This window comes from Lunatimonas lonarensis (genome assembly GCF_000390185.1).
Taxonomy (GTDB): Bacteria; Bacteroidota; Bacteroidia; order Cytophagales; family Cyclobacteriaceae; genus Lunatimonas; species Lunatimonas lonarensis.
On sequence record NZ_AQHR01000094.1, the window covers coordinates 1 to 18,270 of the forward strand.

16 protein-coding genes are annotated in these 18,270 nt (G+C 38.5%); 14 read left to right on the forward strand and 2 right to left on the reverse strand.

Translation table 11 applies throughout. The features are described 5' to 3' along the window. Positions 1-1,058: 1,058 nt before the first annotated feature. The 14 genes from ADIS_RS16415 to ADIS_RS16480 all read left to right on the forward strand — a co-directional run bounded on the left by ADIS_RS16415 (position 1,059) and on the right by ADIS_RS16480 (position 17,261). Positions 1,059-2,108 (forward strand): SDR family oxidoreductase, encoded by a 1,050-nt coding sequence (locus ADIS_RS16415; RefSeq protein WP_010855765.1) that lies wholly within the window; start codon positions 1,059-1,061, stop codon positions 2,106-2,108. A 476-nt stretch (positions 2,109-2,584) separates the two neighbouring features. Then, positions 2,585-3,799, forward strand: a complete 1,215-nt coding sequence (locus ADIS_RS16420) for an ATP-binding protein (RefSeq protein WP_010855766.1) — start codon at positions 2,585-2,587, stop codon at positions 3,797-3,799. 459 nt (positions 3,800-4,258) lie between these two features. Beyond that, positions 4,259-5,272 (forward strand): NAD-dependent epimerase, encoded by a 1,014-nt coding sequence (locus ADIS_RS16425; RefSeq protein WP_010855767.1) that lies wholly within the window; start codon positions 4,259-4,261, stop codon positions 5,270-5,272. Continuing rightward, on the forward strand, positions 5,272-6,522 hold the full coding sequence (locus ADIS_RS16430; protein ID WP_010855768.1) for a UDP-N-acetylglucosamine 1-carboxyvinyltransferase: 1,251 nt from the start codon (positions 5,272-5,274) through the stop codon (positions 6,520-6,522). Before ADIS_RS16425 ends, ADIS_RS16430 begins: the two co-directional genes overlap by 1 nt. A gap of 1 nt (position 6,523) precedes the next feature. Beyond that, positions 6,524-7,414, forward strand: coding sequence for a sulfotransferase domain-containing protein (locus ADIS_RS16435; RefSeq protein ID WP_010855769.1), 891 nt, complete (start codon positions 6,524-6,526; stop codon positions 7,412-7,414). Continuing rightward, complete coding sequence (locus tag ADIS_RS16440; RefSeq protein WP_035806560.1) at positions 7,415-8,698, forward strand: oligosaccharide flippase family protein; 1,284 nt, start codon at positions 7,415-7,417, stop codon at positions 8,696-8,698. 2 nt (positions 8,699-8,700) lie between these two features. Then, on the forward strand, positions 8,701-9,558 hold the full coding sequence (gene murB / locus ADIS_RS16445; protein ID WP_010855771.1) for a UDP-N-acetylmuramate dehydrogenase: 858 nt from the start codon (positions 8,701-8,703) through the stop codon (positions 9,556-9,558). Next, on the forward strand, positions 9,558-10,706 hold the full coding sequence (locus ADIS_RS16450) for a glycosyltransferase family protein (protein ID WP_010855772.1): 1,149 nt from the start codon (positions 9,558-9,560) through the stop codon (positions 10,704-10,706). The genes murB and ADIS_RS16450 overlap by 1 nt, the downstream gene beginning before the upstream one ends. Before the next feature lie 523 nt (positions 10,707-11,229). After that, positions 11,230-12,039 (forward strand): hypothetical protein, encoded by an 810-nt coding sequence (locus tag ADIS_RS23020; RefSeq protein ID WP_155907571.1) that lies wholly within the window; start codon positions 11,230-11,232, stop codon positions 12,037-12,039. Positions 12,040-12,066: 27 nt separating this feature from the next. After that, entirely contained in the window at positions 12,067-13,278 is a 1,212-nt protein-coding gene (locus tag ADIS_RS16460) for a glycosyltransferase (protein ID WP_035806562.1), read from the forward strand. Between the two features lie 4 nt (positions 13,279-13,282). Continuing rightward, the gene (locus ADIS_RS16465; RefSeq protein ID WP_010855775.1) at positions 13,283-14,359 is read left to right on the forward strand and encodes a hypothetical protein; all 1,077 of its coding nucleotides are present in this window, start codon (positions 13,283-13,285) and stop codon (positions 14,357-14,359) included. Between the two features lie 15 nt (positions 14,360-14,374). Then, on the forward strand, positions 14,375-15,571 hold the full coding sequence (locus ADIS_RS16470; protein WP_010855776.1) for a glycosyltransferase: 1,197 nt from the start codon (positions 14,375-14,377) through the stop codon (positions 15,569-15,571). A gap of 7 nt (positions 15,572-15,578) precedes the next feature. Beyond that, positions 15,579-16,337, forward strand: coding sequence for a glycosyltransferase family 2 protein (locus ADIS_RS16475; RefSeq protein WP_010855777.1), 759 nt, complete (start codon positions 15,579-15,581; stop codon positions 16,335-16,337). Positions 16,338-16,349: 12 nt separating this feature from the next. After that, positions 16,350-17,261, forward strand: coding sequence for an NAD-dependent epimerase/dehydratase family protein (locus ADIS_RS16480; protein ID WP_010855778.1), 912 nt, complete (start codon positions 16,350-16,352; stop codon positions 17,259-17,261). 253 nt (positions 17,262-17,514) lie between these two features. On the opposite strand, the gene ADIS_RS16485 is transcribed toward ADIS_RS16480, so the two are convergent. Beyond that, positions 17,515-17,733 (reverse strand): hypothetical protein, encoded by a 219-nt coding sequence (locus tag ADIS_RS16485; RefSeq protein WP_010855779.1) that lies wholly within the window; start codon positions 17,731-17,733, stop codon positions 17,515-17,517. A 97-nt stretch (positions 17,734-17,830) separates the two neighbouring features. Next, positions 17,831-18,270: hypothetical protein (locus tag ADIS_RS23460; protein WP_238325451.1), on the reverse strand; the 440-nt coding region annotated here is incomplete at its 5' end.

Genomic DNA, 18,270 nt, shown 5'->3' on the forward strand with positions numbered 1-18,270 from the left:
TCCCTGACCTCAGATTGCCGCAACCCCGAAGGGGTGCCATGTCTATAGAAAAACAAAACAAACCCAACACCCCAGTTTTGGCCAGCGGAAATGCCCATCGTGCCGACCACCTATCGCCAAAACCCGGGAATGTCTGAGTTGCAAGCCAATTTCTACCTGTTTAGAGACGTAAGATTGGAGACGTTAGACATGAGATATTAGATTCGATTTTCCCACGATCCAACGATTCGACGATTCGACATTACGAATGAGATTGCCTCGCTCCTACGTCGCTCGCAATGACGAAAGTCGCCGTCATTGCGAGGCTTGAGAAAAGTGAAATGGGGAAGAGTACTAACATACCAAGGAACACCAAATTAAAGCAGCCTACCGACCCCAAGCCGAAGCAATCTCTTTTGGGACGTAAGATTTAAGACGTAAGAAGTAAGATCGATTTTCTCCCGATCGCACAGTTCGACGATTCGACAATACTAACGAGATTGCTTCGTCGCCCGCTCCTCGCAATGACGACAACGGCTCCGTCATTGCGAGGCTTGGAGATTAGTGACAAAAAGAGGAATAGTGGCAAACCACAAAAACCAACATTAAAGCTGTCTACTGGCCTCAAGCCGACGCAATCTCCTTTTGCAGACGTAAGATTGGAGACGTTAGATATGAGATATTAGACCCGATTTTCCCACGATCCCACGGTTTGACGGTTCGACAGTACTAGCGAGATTGCTTCGTCGCCCGCTCCTCGCAATGACGACTATGGCTGTCTAGATTGCTTCGCTCCTACGTCGCTACCAAAACCAAAAATCCGGAGCTACCCTGCTTTCGCAACAACAACCCAATATATCGCCGAAGGCATATTTTGGAGACATAAGACGTAAGACTTAAGATTTTAGATTCGCAAAATTTACATTCTTACAACCTTTCCAAAACTACGATTCCGGAGAAATCCTATCCTCCCAATCGTAACCCGATATATCGCCGAAGGCACATATCACGAAGTGTATATCGCGAAGCATATATCCCTTCAACAACAAACTAAACTCCATTCAACAAACATTTTTTTAATGAAACTTGAAAACTCGAAAATACTAGTTACCGGCGGTGCCGGCTTTATCGGTTCCAACCTGGTAGATAGGCTGCTGGAACAGGACAACGAGGTGGTGTGCCTGGATAACTTCGCCACCGGCAAGCGGAAGAACCTGGCAGAAGCCCTCAAACACCCCCGCTTTACCCTGATCGAAGGAGATATCCGGAACGAAAAAGACTGCGCCAAGGCCGTGGCGGGCTGCGATTACGTACTGCACCAAGCAGCCTTGGGCTCCGTACCCCGATCCATTCAGGATCCGGCTACCAGCGTGGATGTAAATATTGGTGGTTTTGTGAAGATGCTATTTGCCGCCAAGGAGGCCGGGGTGAAGCGCTTTGTGTACGCGGCGAGCTCGTCCACCTACGGAGACCATCCCGCCCTGCCGAAGGTAGAGCACGTGATCGGCAACTCCCTCTCCCCCTATGCCATCACCAAATACGTGGATGAACTCTTTGCCAAAAACTTTTCCGATATTTACGGTATAGAGACCATTGGTCTGCGCTATTTCAACGTCTTTGGAAGACGGCAGGATCCCAATGGCGCGTATGCCGCGGTCATTCCGAAGTTTGTTTCCTCCCTGATCCGGCACGAAAGCCCCAAGATCAACGGGGACGGATCGTACTCTCGTGATTTTACCTATATAGAAAATGTTATCCAAGTCAATGAACTGGCCGCTGCGGCACCTACATCACAAATAAAAGCCCGCTTGCAACAGTATAGAGAAGCAACTCCCGGCGTACCTGAATCCAAGGAAGGTGGCGGACTAGCCGAGGTCTTTAATGTGGCCTATGGAGAAAGGGCATCCCTAAACGAACTGGCTGAGGCTTTGAAAGAAGGACTGTCGGTGTACGATCCTAAAATCAAACATGTCGAATTCCAATACGGGCCTGCCCGGGCAGGGGATGTCCCGCATTCCCTGGCATCCATCGACAAAGGCCGCATGGTTCTTGGCTACGCGCCCCAATATTCCCTGCGCACGGGACTAGAAGAAGCCTGTGCGTGGTACTGGGAAACCTTGTCGGTCTGATCGCCGAATCGTATAATTTATCGAATCGTTTGATCGTCGAATCGTCGAATCGGTGGCGTTTCAAAGCGAAAGTTACTTGCGGATTGTAACACAGGTAGCTTTTAGTTAGAAGTCTTTGATCAAACTATTTACAGCATCTTTAGAAAACCCCATCGATCAAACAGTTCGACGAATCCACAGTTCAACAACAAGACGATTCAACATTTCGACAGTCTCACGATTCAACAGTTCGACAACAACACGATTCGACAGTTTGACAATTCAACAGTAATCCAGGGCTGCCTCTGTCCGAAGTGGCGAAAAACCAAAAGAAGAATACGCAAGTGGTCTATGGTGTAAAGAATGTGCTGAATAAAAATAAAGTTGATGCTCGGTTGTAACCATCAGCTAGTTGGATTTTACAATCTTAACTATTTTGGGTTGTACCCTTAAAAACTAAATGATAAAATGTTATTTTTAGGGTTATATTCTTACAAATGATTAAAAGAGCCACGTATACTAATAAACTGAAAAAGCTTATTGGGAAGCCACAAATTAAAATCATCACAGGCATTAGAAGATCAGGGAAATCCACGATTCTTAGGCTTTTGATCGATGAGTTGATGGATCGGGGCATAAGCCAAAATCAAATCATCTACCTCAACTTTGAAAGTTTTGCCAATTCACACCTGAGGCATGCTAAAAGTTTATACGATGAAGTGAAGGGTAGAATTACTGATGCAGGGAAGTATTACCTCCTTTTTGATGAAATACAGGAAGTGGAGGATTGGGAAAAGGCCGTCAATTCTTTTTTAGTGGATTTTGATGCGGATATTTACATTACCGGGTCTAATTCCCATTTACTGTCCTCAGAGCTTTCTACCTTTCTGGCTGGGCGATATGTGGAAATTCCAATCTTTACGCTTTCATTTTCGGAATTTTTGGAGTTCAAAAAATCGTATGCTGAGCTTTCGGCAAATCCACTTTCCCTTTTTGTAGAATACCTGCGAAAAGGAGGATTTCCTGTCATCCATACCTTGGATTATGAGGAGGAGACAGCCTATCAGGTGGTACGGGATATTTATGATTCGGTGATTCTGAGGGATTCGGTACAGCGCCACAAAATCAGAGACATCGAACTACTTAATCGTGTAATCCATTATGCTTTTGACAATATCGGCAACACCTTCTCAGGAAAAAATGTGGCCGATTATTTCAAAAGTCAACAGCGAAAAATAGACATCAATACCGTTTACAATTACCTCCAAGCCTTAGAAAGCGCATTTATCCTGTATCGGGTTTCCCGCTATGATCTCAAAGGCAAAGAGATCCTTAAGACTCAGGAAAAATTTTACCTCGCAGATATCTCTTTGCTGTACGCCACGATGGGATATCGGGATCGGATGATTTCAGGAGTACTCGAAAACATGGTTTTTCTTGAACTGAAGCGTAGAGGATATTCTGTCTATGTAGGGAAACGTGACCAACGAGAAATTGATTTTGTTGCCGAGCAGCACGGTCAAAAAATCTATATTCAAGTAGCCTACAAACTGGAAAGTCAAGAGACAATCGAACGAGAATTTGGCCCGCTTTTGCCTATCGATGACCATTTCCCCAAATATGTAGTCACCATGGATGAGTTTTTCAAAGATACCATTCAGGGAGTCAAGCACAGCCATATCAGTAGCTTTCTTCTATCCACTGAATGGTAATAGAAATCTGAATCAACGCATTGTCCATCCAAGAGTCGGATGCGCAAGTGGTCTAAGTTGTAGATAATGTATTGTAAAAGGAGAGGGCGGATGCGAGGCTGTGATGAAGAGAAGTGAGAAACGAGATGGTAGATATGAGAGGTTAGAGATGAGATATTAGATTCGATTTTCTCCCGATCCAACGGTTCGACGATTCGACAGTTCAACAACATTCGTCGAATCGTTTGACCGTCGAATCGTCGAATAGGAGGCGATTTGAATCGAAATTGGGTATGTTTTCAAATTAATAACGCCTTCATCGTATAAGTTTCCTTCAAATTGCCCTCTGAACTGCAATCTATACACCGCCGATTTAACGGTTCGACGATCCTACAGTTCAACGATTCGACAGTTCGACAACAAGACGATTCAACAGTTCGACAGTCTCACGATTCGACAGTTTGACAAATCACAAAAGAAATGACCAAAATACTCGTTACCGGCGCAGCTGGATTTATCGGCTTCCACCTTTGCAGGCAGCTGCTTGAAATGGGCCACGAAGTGCTGGGCCTGGACAACATCAATGATTACTATGATGTCAACCTGAAATACGACCGTCTTGCCGAATTAGGCATCATTGCTGATGACCATCTGCCATACAACCGCATCGTTACTGGGGAAAAATACGGTGGTCGCTTTCAGTTTATCAAGCTAAATCTGGAAGACCGAAAGGCTTTGTCGGAGCTGTTTCAGACCCATACATTTGATAAAGTCTGTAACCTGGCAGCACAGGCCGGTGTAAGGTATAGCCTGGAAAACCCGATGGCCTATATAGACAGCAATATCACAGGCTTTGCCAACCTGCTGGAATGCGTACGGCATGCCGGAATCAAGAAGTTGGTTTATGCCAGTAGCTCTAGTGTATACGGGCTGAATGAAAAGGTACCCTTCTCAACGGACGATAGAGTGGACAACCCCATCAGCCTGTATGCGGCCACTAAAAAAAGTAACGAACTGATGGCCCATACCTATAGCCATCTGTATGACATTCAAACGATAGGCTTACGTTTTTTTACGGTGTATGGCCCCTGGGGGAGGCCGGATATGGCCATGTATTTGTTTACGGACGCTATCCTAAACAACCGTCCCATCAAGGTTTTCAACGATGGCAACCTCTCTAGGGACTTTACCTACATAGACGATATCGTAAATGGCATCGTGGCAACCTTGGTAATGGAGCCTCCCCAAACCTACTCCTTATACAATATAGGAAACGGGAATCCTGTTAAGCTGTTGGACTTTATCGAAGCGATCGAGACATCCCTTGGCATAGAAGCGATCAAGGAAATGCTGCCCATGCAGCCAGGGGACGTCGAAAGAACCTGGGCGGATACAGAAGGATTGGAAAGAAATTTTAACTACAAACCATCCATTCCTGTTGAGGAAGGAATAATGCAATTCATAAATTGGTTTAGATCATACTATAATAGATAATGGTAACAGAAAAAATCAAAGTTTCCAAAGGAAAACTTGTTGGAACAGTAAAGGTAAGTGGCGCAAAGAACAGTGCCCTTCGTCTATTGGCTGCCTCAATTTTGACAGATGAGCTAGTAGAGTTAAATAACTTTCCTAACGGCTTACTTGATGTCCAAATACATCTGGATATGTTGAAAGTATTAGGCAAGGACTTTAAACCTGATGGAGATATAGTAAAAATATCCGAAACAACAAGCAACATAACTACCCTCAATTGGGACGAAAGGTCAATAAGAAATACCTTACTGATCTTAGGTGCCCTGACCACACGCTTTGGACAAGGAAAAGTTCCTTTACCTGGCGGTTGCAAATTGGGAGAAAGAAAATATGATTTGCATGTTATGCTGTTGGAGCGTTTGGGCGCTAAAGTATGGGAAGAGGAAAATTACCTTTGCGCAAAAGTAGAAGGAAGGCTTACGGGAAATGATATCTATCTCCCGATGCGTTCTACCGGCGCAACTGAAAACTCCATAATCTGTGCCTCACTTGCAGAAGGAACCACAACCGTTTGGAATCCTCATATCCGTCCGGAAATCATGGATTTGATCGATATGCTCACCAAAATGGGGGGAAAAATAAAGGTCTACGGTCAAAAATGTATAGTAATCAATGGTGTAGATAGGCTTTCAACTGTAAAACATTCAGTAATTCCTGACAACATGGAAGCCCTTACATGGGCTATTGGTTCAGTGATCACAAATGGGGATGTTGAAATTCAAAACTTCCCCTTTGAACACCTAGAAGTTCCCTTGATATACTTAAGAGAAAGCGGTATGAAATACTACAGAGGCGAATCAAGCCTTATAGTAAAGGGAGGTACTCCCTATCCGATAGAAATCAGCACAGGACCTTATCCAGGCATAAATTCAGATATGCAACCACTGTTCGCTGTTTATGGAGCAATGTCCAAAGGAACGTCTAAAATCGTAGATCTACGCTTCCCGGGCCGATACGGATATGCAGAAGAATTAGCCAAAATGGGAATCGAATATCAAGTGCAGGGAGATATGTTAATAGTTAACGGTGGCAGCCAACTATTAGGAAGCACTGTGACAGCACTAGACCTACGAGCGGGCATAGCATTATTGTTGGCCGGCTTAACCGCAGAAGGCAACACAACTATTGAAAATTCATGGCAAATAGCACGGGGGTACGAATATCTTATAGAAAAGTTAAAAACCTTGTCAATAAACGTAATTAAAATTTAATATGGAGGTTTACGTCCACATCGGTATCCATAAAACTGGTTCAACCCTATTTCAAAAGAGAATCTTTAACAAACTTGAGGGAATCTACTATGTTCCCCGAGATGAATCATTAGCATTCAAGAAATACATACTTTACACAGATGACTTTGAATTTGACGTAGAAAAGGCAAGAGAGATATTCAACGAAATTCCAAAAGTAGATAAACAAAAAAAGGTTCTAATATCAGATGAAGAATTATACGGAAACCCCTATTGGGCAACGATAGATCGAAAACGAAATATTGATCGACTAATTAATATTTTCGCTCCCAATATCAAAATAATAGTTTTTATAAGAAACCAAAATACTTTATTAAACAGCCTATATAATCAGTATATAAAAACAGGAGGAACGGCAAATCTCAACTCCTTTCTAAGTTACAAAAAATATCCCCATTGCGTAAATATAGAATACTTTTGCTTTGATAAATACTTAACATACATAATTACATCTATTGAACGTCAAAATATAAAAATAATCCTATTCGAGGAATTTAAAAAAAATTCGCGGAAAACTATATTAGATATAATTGATTTTTTGAAAATACCAGAACCAACTATTACTGAAAACGACTTATTAACAACTAACGAATCAATAAACAACACCCTCTTACCCTTCCTAAGATTTACTAATAAATTCACAAAAAGTGTAAAGAACCCCTTTTCTTTTCTAAACCTAAAAGTACACTTATCATTAAGAGCATTAACATACAAACTTTCAAAAATATTTCCAAAAGATAAAAAGAAACCGATTTTTTCAATGGACGATATCAATCATATAAAACAATCAAATAAAAACCTATCTGAAATATTAAATACGGATTTATCAAAATATAACTACCCTCTAAATTAAATGGCATCTTTTAAAAAAGATTTTTTGAGTGTCGGCCTCTCAAAATTAACAATAATAGGGTTTGGACTTGGAACGTCGGTTATTACTGCACGTTACCTAGGCCCTGAAAATAACGGAATTATTGCTGCATTACTTGTATACCCATCCATCTTTATGACGATAGGTTCGATGGGAATAAGACAATCTACAACTTATTTTTTGGGTAAGGGCATCTTTCCAGAGGAAAAAATAAAAACCACTGTAACGCAAATATGGTTATTAACCTCTTTAATAAGTCTAATAGCATGTTACTACCTGATGACTCAATTAAGTAGATCAGGTGAACGTTTAGATTACGTGCTTCTAGCACTGTTACCGATTCCATTCACCTTGTTTAACACGTACAACCAAGGAATTTTCTTAGGAAAAAATGAAATAAAGGTATTCAACAGAATAAATTGGATTCCGACAGTATTTATTTTTCTTTTCACCGCTATATTACTAATCGTATTCCGCTTTGGTATAAAAGGGTATATGATAGCACTAGCAATCGGCCCAATTCCTATTTTCATACTACTTCTATTTAAAAATAAATTTATTGATTCCTTTTCATTGAAAATAGATTGGATGATTTTAAAAAAAATGATTGGGTTAGGAACAACCTATGCAATTGCACTCCTAATAATCAACTTAAATCTAAAATTAGATATCATATTACTTGATAACCTAAGTGACGCATATCAAACCGGAATCTATGCCAAAGGAGCAGGAATAACTCAATATCTGTGGCAGATACCGATGCTCTTTAGTACGATAATCTTTGCAAGAAGTGCAACATCAAAAAACGAAAGGGAATTCTCAATTAAAGTAACACAACTCTTACGAGTTTCATTCGCAGTAGTAGGTATAGGAGTTATTTTTCTATTACTCTTTTCTGAGGACATAATAAAAATACTATATGGAGGCCAATTTAAAGATAGCGTTTCAGTGCTAAAAATATTACTACCAGGTGTATTATTTTTTACTATATTCAAATCTATGAATCAAGACCTCGCAGGAAGAGGTAAACCATGGGTTTCGATGTACGCAATGATACCTGCACTTATTATTAACATAGCTATAAACCTTATCCTAATTCCAAAATATGGGGCAAATGGAGCAGCCATCGCCTCAACAACTAGTTACACAACCGCGTCAATATTGTTTTTACATAACTATAGTAAACAGGTTGAGATACCTTTATCAAGTATATTAAAATATAAACGATCAGATTTAGATCAAATTATAAAAGGTAAAAAAATATAGAAATGAAAAGCTATAAAAACTTAGATCTAACAAACTACAATTCATATCGAATAAAATCAACTTGTAAAACAGCATTCTTCCCCGAAACAGAGGCGGATATTATCAAGTTATATTCAACAAAAAAAGATTATATATTATTAGGAAGCGGCCACAACATAATACTTTCAAAGTCCTACTACGAAAAAGAATTTATAATTTTCAATGGGAATTTCGATACTGCAAATATTGATGAAGAAAGCGAAACGGTAATCGCGGAATCAGGTATATCAATGCAAAAACTGGCAATGATGGCCCAAGAAAATGGCCTTTCAGGGATAGAAATATTTTATGATATACCTAGCTCTTTGGGAGGTGCAATCGTTATGAATGCAGGAGCTAGTGGGGAGGAAATAAAGGACGTACTAATAAAGGTCAGATATCTAGATTTGGAAACAATGGAAATAAAGGAAGTTCTCCAAAAAGATATTGACTTCGAATACAGAAACAGCTTCTTTCAAAGAAACAACGATAAAATAGTCTTAAAAGCTTGGCTAAAATTAACTCGAAAGGATAAAACCAAGATTCAAGAGAAAATGGAATCCATAAAAGCACAAAGATGGGCAAAGCAGCCAAAAGATTTCCCCAACGCAGGAAGTGTGTTTAAGCGTCCAAAAGGCTATTATGTCGGCACATTAATAGATGAGTTAGGATTAAAAGGATATACTGAAGGTGGTGCTAAAATCTCTGAGAAACACGGTGGCTTTATAATAAATTCAAAGGAAGCAACCGGACATGATATATTAAAAATAATAAATCATGTAAAAAAAACAGTAAAGAAAAGGTTCAAAATTGATTTGGAAATAGAACAACGAATAATCTAATGGAAAAGCCAAAAGTACTTTTTATAATATATTCAATCAATCAATCTGCTGTTGGAGGTCATTTCCACTCGCTTATATCTTTGACAGATTCATTAAGTGAGGATATTAATTACATAATAATAAATCTAGGAAAAGCATTTTCCCCGATACTAAAAGAGAAAAAAGAGGCATTCTTTATCCAGGCATGCAAAAGAACATTCTTCAACACATGCTTAAAACTTACCAAAATAATCAAAGAAACGAACCCAACCTCAATACACGCATTTGATCGAATTTCATTAATCTACGCTAACCAAGCAACATTTTTCAAAAATAGAACCCTAATTTTCACGAAATGTGGCGGACCAAATGAAAAGACGATCCCATATAGTGACATAAGCATATTTTTTAGTAAAGAAAATCTTAACTATTTTTCTACTAAAAATTTATTTAATACAGAGATCTATTTTTTACCGAACAGAGTAAATGGTATAATAGAACAGGATAAAAACAGGATAGAACAATTAAAACGAGAGTACCAATTAAATGGAAAAACAATATTTATAAGAATCGCACGATTTAGTGAACTGCATAAAATCTCAATAATTCAAACAATAAACCTTTTTAAATTATACCACGAAAAAATAAACAAAAATTCAAAACTATTATTAATCGGGGTGAACCAATCCGCGGATGTAACTAATCAAATATGTCAAAAAATTGAAAACTTGCCAGCCTTTATAATAACATCGGATAATTACACACAAAACGCTTCTTCATTACTAGGTGTTGCTGACTTTATTGTAGCAACAGGAAGAGGAGTTATGGAAGCAGCTGGATTATCAAATAAAAAACTGTTTGTCCCAATCGAAACATCACCGTATCCAATTCCAATAACCTCGGAAAATTTCGATAAGCTATTCCATTACAATTTCTCTCCGAGAATTAAAGGAGTAGAAATTGATTTTGATAAAATCTACACCGAACTCAAAGATAAAACAACAACAATTGAATTTATCAATAAAATATTCAGTGAATATTTCGACATAAACACAATAAAAGATACATATTTAACAATATATAACAGGAAAGCTCATAAACCTAGAAGAAAATTTCTTCTTGCAATTTACCAAATAAAAATGGTGCTAAACTACTTTGGAATAGGCTAAAATAATAAAAAAACTAATGAAATTAATCAATTTATTTATAGCTATATCAATAACATTATTTCTATCGATTGGATTCTTTATAAACAATACCCAAATGATTATAGCTGCAAATATTAGTTTCTTAATCTTTGTATCTACAGCAAACAATACATACAAATTACCATTGTTATTTTTCTTTCTTCCTTGGAATGGACTACTGAAAATCAATCTTGAAAGCAACACGTTCTTCACACTACAGATAGTAATATTAGTAGTAATTCTTCTTTGGAAGAAAACTCATATTCCCAAACATATAATCAACTTAATTATATTGATTTTCATATATTCATTTCTCATAAAATTATTCCATTATGATACCTTCACGCCACGATATTTTTTAGTATTTATATTTTTACTTTTTATATCACTTACTTTAAACCATCAAAACAAGTTCATACCAAAACCAGAATATATACTATTGTTTTTCTCGCTAGGAACACTTCTAGCTAACGTATCAGGAGATCTACTCGTCAAATTACCACACATGTATGAATTAAATAAGGCAGCAGAAGCTCAAATTGAAAATGAAATAGCTATCTATAGAAACAGTGCATTTGCAGGAGATCCAAATAGAAATGGGGCTAATATCGCTTTAGCATTGATAGCTATATTAATTATTAAAATAAATCCATTGGTAAAAGGAGTGATGTCTATTATTCTATTCTACTTTGGCATGCTAACTGTATCAAAAATGTTCTATTTAATAGCAGGAATTATCGTAATATTTTTTTCAATTTCAATTCTTCTTACGAAGAAAACCGCCATCGAAAAAATATTCTACATTATTATAGTTGGTATATTCATGAGTATCTTATCTACCACTAATCTCTTTCAAAATCAAATAGATAATTTTTTAACAAGATTCGAAAAAACACAGGGTTATGTTGAGGACACCCGAAGAACATCACTTCAGTTAGATTATCTTAATTATATGGCAGAAAAAAGCCAAATTCTTGTGTTTGGACGAGGGTTCTTAACTGACTTCCATCCAACAACAAATGTTGCCCACAATACATTCCTCCAACTACTATTCGGATTAGGGATAATAGGCGGATTAGTGTATTTGATAACATTATACCGTATAATCAAAACAAAAAAAATACCAATACATGGAACCGGAAACAAAATAAAAGCCTCCCTACCGATATTATCCATATTTCTAAGCTTAAACGCATTAGACTATTTAAGCATTGATGCCTTCTATTTCTTCTTAATCTTAATAGTAGTAATAAGAATATACTTATCTACCCCACAAAGGCCATACAAAATGCCAAATGAATTAAGAACAGTGTAATAACAGATATCAGGTGAGATTACCATTATGAAGAATCTAAAAACAAAAAAAAAGGTTTGGTTATTGACTAGGCGATTCCCATACAATAAGACTGAGGCATTTCTGGAGTCTGAAATAATGATACTATCCCAAACGTTCGAAGAAATAGAAATATTTCCAACAGAAAATAAAGGATTCAAAAGAAAAACTCCATCTAACGTCAAAGTCAATCCAGAGTTTTCTATAAGCTTCGGAAGCAAAACAAAAAGAATATTAAGAACAATAACTTCAAAATTACTCAGACAAACCTTTTGGAAATATAGAAAAAAAATATCGAATCTAAATTCAATAGCACACCTATTTCAATTCACTTCAAGTGTAATAACATACTATGACTATTTCTCAAAATTTAAGTTTGAAAAAAACGACTTAATATACACCTATTGGTTCAACGAAGCAACAACCGCACTAGCAATGTTAAAACAAACTAAAAATTTTAAGCTAATTGCTAGAGCTCATCGATACGATGTATATGAAGGACAACCTGGAACACCTGTATTCTGGCCATACCGCCAATTTACATTACAACAAGTAGATAAGCTATTTACCATATCTAAAAGTGCAAAGACATTTATTGAAACAAACTATATTACAAACAACAAGGTTGTTATTTCTAAATTAGGGGTATTTGACCACAAGACAATAAGTACAATTCCAACTAATAAAAATACAACATTCGTTTCGGTTTCTCGAATCACTCTGGTAAAAAGAGTATCGATGATTGCTGACGTCATTGGATTATATGCGATAGAGAATCCTAATATAAACATAAGATGGGTTCATTATGGAGACGGTCCGGAAAGAAATAATTTAACTAAAACCTTACCAAATGCCACAAACCTAAAAATTGAACTGAAAGGAAATGTAAATAATACCGAGATTTATAGATTTTATAATGAAAATCCAATAACCGCATTTATTAATTTAAGTAGTTCAGAAGGAATACCTGTTTCAATAATGGAAGCTATGTCCTACGGTATTCCTGTTATTGCTACTAACGTAGGAGGAAACTCTGAAATAGTTTCCAAAAAAACAGGAATATTATTATCAGAAAACCCATCAAAAGATGAAATTTTGTGCGCACTTACCCAAATTCAATCTGGTAGTTTTGAAAGGAAAACAATTAAAGAACGCTGGAATAAAAACTATAACGCAGAGGTAAATTACAGATTATTTGCGGAGGAATTATCAAATATTTAATATTATGAAAAAAGTTTCACTTTTTATTATCGCTACTCAGTATGATAATGTAGGAGATTTACTAATCAATAAATGCCTTATCGATGAAATATCAAAACATTCAACTGTTTACTTAGATGCTAAGAATGTACCGGAGAAATTCAAATCGAAACTTTTAGAAGGTACAAAAAACGTTTACGACCTAAATGCAAAAACAGGTTACAGTCTTAAAGGACTTGGATTCATTCCCTTACTATTTGGACGTCTAGGGTTTACGCATATTTTTAAAAGCCCCGGCCCTCTAGGTTCTAATGGAAGCTCATTGGTATTTATAAAGAATATTTATATCTCATTAATTTTTGGTTTATTTAAACTTAAAGGAGTCAAATCTTATCTAGTAGGTAATGATATTCTATTACAAGGGCTAAGGGATAAGGTAATGATCAAATTTTATAGCTGGATATGTAATGCCATATTAGTTCGGAGTCAAAAAAATTTAGATGATCTTAATGCGATAAGTGTAAAGGGGGTTGACTATATACCGGATATGTGTTTTGGCTATAATATTGAAAAGAAAGAACCCGAGACAATAAAACTGATTGGTATATCATTTAGAGATCTGGAAAATGAATCACACACAACTGAAATTCTAAGAATTCTATCTGAAATAATCAACACGAACAAAACTGAGAAATTCACTTTTTTCTATCAGGTTGAAAGAGACTATAGGTTTAATAAATATCTATACGATCACTTTAAAACTAACAACTTAGTCTCTTTTTCCGAAAAATGCCTGACCTGGGAGGAACTCCCTTTCTATAATAAAACGAAACTACTAATAAGTAATAGATTACATGTTCTACTTCTAGGTATTGTCCATAATAGTATTCCTTTAGCTATTTTAAATACTAATTCAAAAACTGAAAAAATATTGAACATATTTAAAACGACAAACCTTAAAGAGTTTATATATGATACTGAAAACACATCAAATTTAAATGAGATTGTAAGATTTTCCACTGATGTATGTGATAAAATTGAAAAGGTGAGAAGTGAACAAAAGAACATCTTCTCTTATAAAATCAAAAAGCTATTTAAATAGTACATACACTGTAATATGAAAATAATCGTTTTATCTACCGTTTTTTACATACCGGGTAAAAGTAAAAGTTACACCACAAAAGTTGTCAATTTTTTTGTAAAGGAATGGGTAAATATGGGGCATGAAGTTTTAGTTTTTTATAACAAGAGTATTTTTAATAAAATCTACTACAAACTCCCTAAGTACGCCTATGATTTACTAGAAAGCAGTTTAGGAATTGTAGTTGACAATAATGATGGTATACCAAATGACGTTAACTATTATGAGGGAGCAAAAGTATTTACACTACCCATGGTCAAAATAATACCATTTAGCTCATATTCTGATTCATTAATTAACAAGCAATTATTTAAAATTCGCAGAATACTCGATCAGGAAGTATTTATTCCCGACCTTATACTTGGACATTGGCCAAATCCTCAATTGGATCTAATACCGAAACTTAAAGAACTCTATAGTAGCAGGACTTCTGTGGTCTTCCATAATTCAATTAAGAACCTTTCAAAACGACAAATAAACAAATTAAAAAATTTCGATCATGTTGGTTTTAGGAATACATCCCTTATGAAGGAAGCCGAAAAAATCGTGGATAAACTAAATAACACCTTTATATGTTATTCAGGAATTCCCGACGAATTTTTCACATGCGCTGTTTTACGAGAGGGAAGTTTTTGTGAAAAAGTTAGAAAATTCGTCTTTGTAGGAACGTTAATTAAGCGAAAACACCCAACGGCTGTTCTACAAGCGTTGATAACTTCAAAAAAAAGAGATTTTTCGTTAAAAATTGTGGGAGATGGTCAACAAAAAAAGCAACTAATCAAAATAATTGAACAGTATAATTTAGAACAAAATGTCTCTATCATAGCTAGAATGGATCGTAAGGATTTGATATCCATACTTTTAGAAGCCGAGTGCTTAACAATGATCAGCAAAGACGAAGCGTTTGGGCTGGTATACTTGGAGGCCATGGCCTGCGGTTGCTTAGTGGTTGCTGCAAAAGGAGAGGGAATGGATGGAATTATTGAGGATAGGGTAAATGGCTTTCTGTGCGAAGCCGGAAACGAAGATGAATTAGCTTCCATCTACCAATACATGGATTCTTTAAGTCCTGAGGAAAAAACAGCGATTTCTAACCGTGCTATTGACACTGCTAAACGATTTACAGACACCAAAGTAGCCAAATACTACCTTGAAGCCGTTTGTCAACGCTAACTGACTTATGAAACTATCTATTATTACCGTGTGCTACAACAGTGATAAGTATATAGAAACGGCGATAAACGCCGTCCTATCCCAATCTTATCCTAACGTAGAATATATCCTGGTAGACGGTGCGTCCACGGATAATACCCTTTCCCTAATTAAACGATACGCCGAAAAATTCCCGGGCCGGATCAACTGGATTAGCGAACCTGACAAAGGCATCTACGATGCGATGAATAAGGGAGTCCAGATGGCCACAGGGGATGTAATCGGGATTTTGAATTCGGACGACCTCTACGCCCATAATCAGGTACTGGAAACGGTTATGAATGCGTTTACTAACGACGCTTCCCTTGATATGGTCTATGGAAATCTTGTGTATGTAAAACAAAGCGATACAGACAAACAGGTCAGAAAATGGGTTTCAAAGCCTTACTACGATCGCTTCTTCGAACACGGCCACGTTCCCCCACACCCGACCCTCTTTCTTCGTCGCCACGTATACGAGGCTGCGGGCCTTTTTAACCTAAACTACAAGCTTGCGGCTGACTACGAGTTTATGCTTAGGGTATTTAAAAGATTCACTTTTCGATCACTGTACATTCCTGAGGTGTTTGTTAAAATGCGCTTGGGTGGCGCCACAAATAAAAGTGTCAAAAACATCAAAGATGGGAATATGGAAATCATCCGCTCCTGGAAGCAAAACGGATTCTCCCCACCCCTTACCCTGATGCCCCGAAGGTTCGCCAAACGAATCGTTCAGTTCTTTATCTAATCTCCCTCTTCAATGAAAAATGCGCTGATAACCGGAAAAAATGGATTCCTGGGTTCCATCCTAGCCAAAGCACTGATAAATGGCGGGGTTTCAGTAACAGGTCTAGGGAGATCCGATGTTCACCTACCCGTGGACATTTCAAGCCCTTTTTCCTTTCCACCGGGTTCGCAATTCGATACAATTGTTCATTCGGCCGGCAAAGCACACGTAGTGCCCAGAACTCACGAGGAGGAGAGGGAATTTTACCAAGTCAACCTGGAAGGCACCAAGAACCTCTGTGCCGCCATTGAACAGCTTCCGACCAAACCGGAAGCTTTTATTTTTATCAGTACCGTTGCTGTCTATGGAAAGGACTCCGGTGAGAGGATCCATGAGGATACCCCGCTACAAGGCAGCACGCCCTACGCAAAAAGCAAGATCCTGGCAGAGGAATGGCTACAGAATTGGGCGGACAAAAACAACGTAACGTTAAGTATTTTGCGCCTTCCGTTGGTGGCAGGCCCCCAACCTCCCGGCAACCTGGGGGCGATGATCAACGGAATCAAAACGGGTAGATACGCTAGTATTGGAATGGCCTCTTCCCGCAAAAGTATCGTCTGGGCGGAGGATATTGCGGGCATCGTACCCCAACTTGCGAAAGTGGGCGGTATATACAATCTCACCGACGGCTACCACCCCAGTTTTGGTGAGCTCGAGCAGGCCATAGCCGGTGTATTGGGGAAGAAGCCCCCATTCAAAGTCCCCATGATAGTAGCCAAGGGCTTGGGACTGCTGGGCGATATGCTGGGCAGCCGCTTTCCCGTCAACAGCGACAAAATCAAAAAGATCACCTCCTCCCTTACCTTTGACGACAAACGGGCCAGAAAATCTTTGGGCTGGAACCCCACCGAGGTGCTGGATAAGGTAGGGGAAATGGTGGGTTAGATTGGATGATTTCTACTTCTAAATCTTTAAATGATATATGTTTCGTGAAATTTGAATGATATATGCTTCGCGATATTTGAATGATACATGCTTCGCGATATACACTTCGTGATATAAGCCTGCGGCGATATATTGGGTTGTTGTTGCGAAAGCAGGGTAGCTTCGGATTTTTGGTTTTGGTAGCGACGTAGGAGCGAAGCAATCTAGACAGCCGCTGTCGTCATTGCGAGGAGCGGGCGACGAAGCAATCTCGTTAGTATTGTCGAACCGTCGAACCGTTGGATCGGGAGAAAATCGAATCTAATATCTCAAATCTCATGTCTAACGTCTCCAATCTTACGTCTCCAAACAGGTTGAAATTGGCTTGCACATCAAACATTCCCGGGTTTTGGCGGGAGATGGATGGCACCACGGGCATTTCTGCCGGCCAAAACTGGGGTGGTGCGGTTGTTTTTGGTTTTTCTATAAACATGGCACCCCTTCGGGGTTGCGGCAATCTGAGGTCAGGGACGGAGCAATTTCTATAGCCTTTGTCGTCATTGCGAGGAGCGGGCGACGAAGCAATCTCGTTAGTATTGTCGAATCGTCGAACCGCGGGATCGGGAGAAAATCGGGTCTAATATCTCAAATCTCATGTCTAACGTCTCCAATCTTACGTCTCCAAACAGGTTGAAATTGGCTTGCACATCAAACATTCCCGGGTTTTGGCGGGAGATGGATGGCACCACGGGCATTTCTGCCGGCCAAAACTGGGGTGGTGCGGTTGTTTTTGGTTTTTCTATAAACATGGCACCCCTTCGGGGTTGCGGCAATCTGAGGTCAGGGACGGAGCAATTTCTATAGCCTTTGTCGTCATTGCGAGGAGCGGGCGACGAAGCAATCTCGTTAGTATTGTCGAATCGTGGGATTGTCGAACCGCGGGATCGGGAGAAAATCGAATCTAATATCTCAAATCTCATGTCTACCGTCTCCAATCTTACGTCTCCAAACAGGTTGAAATTGGCTTGCA

Excerpts from the sequence above, each read along its gene's own strand:
- ADIS_RS16480 (WP_010855778.1), top strand. The coding sequence starts at position 16,350 with ATGAAAAATGCGCTGATAACCGGAAAAAATGGATTCCTGGGTTCCATC.
- ADIS_RS16470 (WP_010855776.1), top strand. The coding sequence starts at position 14,375 with ATGAAAATAATCGTTTTATCTACCGTTTTTTACATACCGGGTAAAAGT.
- ADIS_RS16430 (WP_010855768.1), top strand. The coding sequence starts at position 5,272 with ATGGTAACAGAAAAAATCAAAGTTTCCAAAGGAAAACTTGTTGGAACA.
- ADIS_RS16475 (WP_010855777.1), top strand. The coding sequence starts at position 15,579 with ATGAAACTATCTATTATTACCGTGTGCTACAACAGTGATAAGTATATA.
- murB (WP_010855771.1), top strand. The coding sequence starts at position 8,701 with ATGAAAAGCTATAAAAACTTAGATCTAACAAACTACAATTCATATCGA.
- ADIS_RS16425 (WP_010855767.1), top strand. The coding sequence starts at position 4,259 with ATGACCAAAATACTCGTTACCGGCGCAGCTGGATTTATCGGCTTCCAC.
- ADIS_RS16465 (WP_010855775.1), top strand. The coding sequence starts at position 13,283 with ATGAAAAAAGTTTCACTTTTTATTATCGCTACTCAGTATGATAATGTA.
- ADIS_RS16485 (WP_010855779.1), bottom strand. The coding sequence starts at position 17,733 with ATGTTTATAGAAAAACCAAAAACAACCGCACCACCCCAGTTTTGGCCG.
- ADIS_RS16435 (WP_010855769.1), top strand. The coding sequence starts at position 6,524 with ATGGAGGTTTACGTCCACATCGGTATCCATAAAACTGGTTCAACCCTA.
- ADIS_RS23020 (WP_155907571.1), top strand. The coding sequence starts at position 11,230 with ATGTATGAATTAAATAAGGCAGCAGAAGCTCAAATTGAAAATGAAATA.
- ADIS_RS16415 (WP_010855765.1), top strand. The coding sequence starts at position 1,059 with ATGAAACTTGAAAACTCGAAAATACTAGTTACCGGCGGTGCCGGCTTT.
- ADIS_RS16440 (WP_035806560.1), top strand. The coding sequence starts at position 7,415 with ATGGCATCTTTTAAAAAAGATTTTTTGAGTGTCGGCCTCTCAAAATTA.
- ADIS_RS16450 (WP_010855772.1), top strand. The coding sequence starts at position 9,558 with ATGGAAAAGCCAAAAGTACTTTTTATAATATATTCAATCAATCAATCT.
- ADIS_RS16460 (WP_035806562.1), top strand. The coding sequence starts at position 12,067 with ATGAAGAATCTAAAAACAAAAAAAAAGGTTTGGTTATTGACTAGGCGA.
- ADIS_RS16420 (WP_010855766.1), top strand. The coding sequence starts at position 2,585 with ATGATTAAAAGAGCCACGTATACTAATAAACTGAAAAAGCTTATTGGG.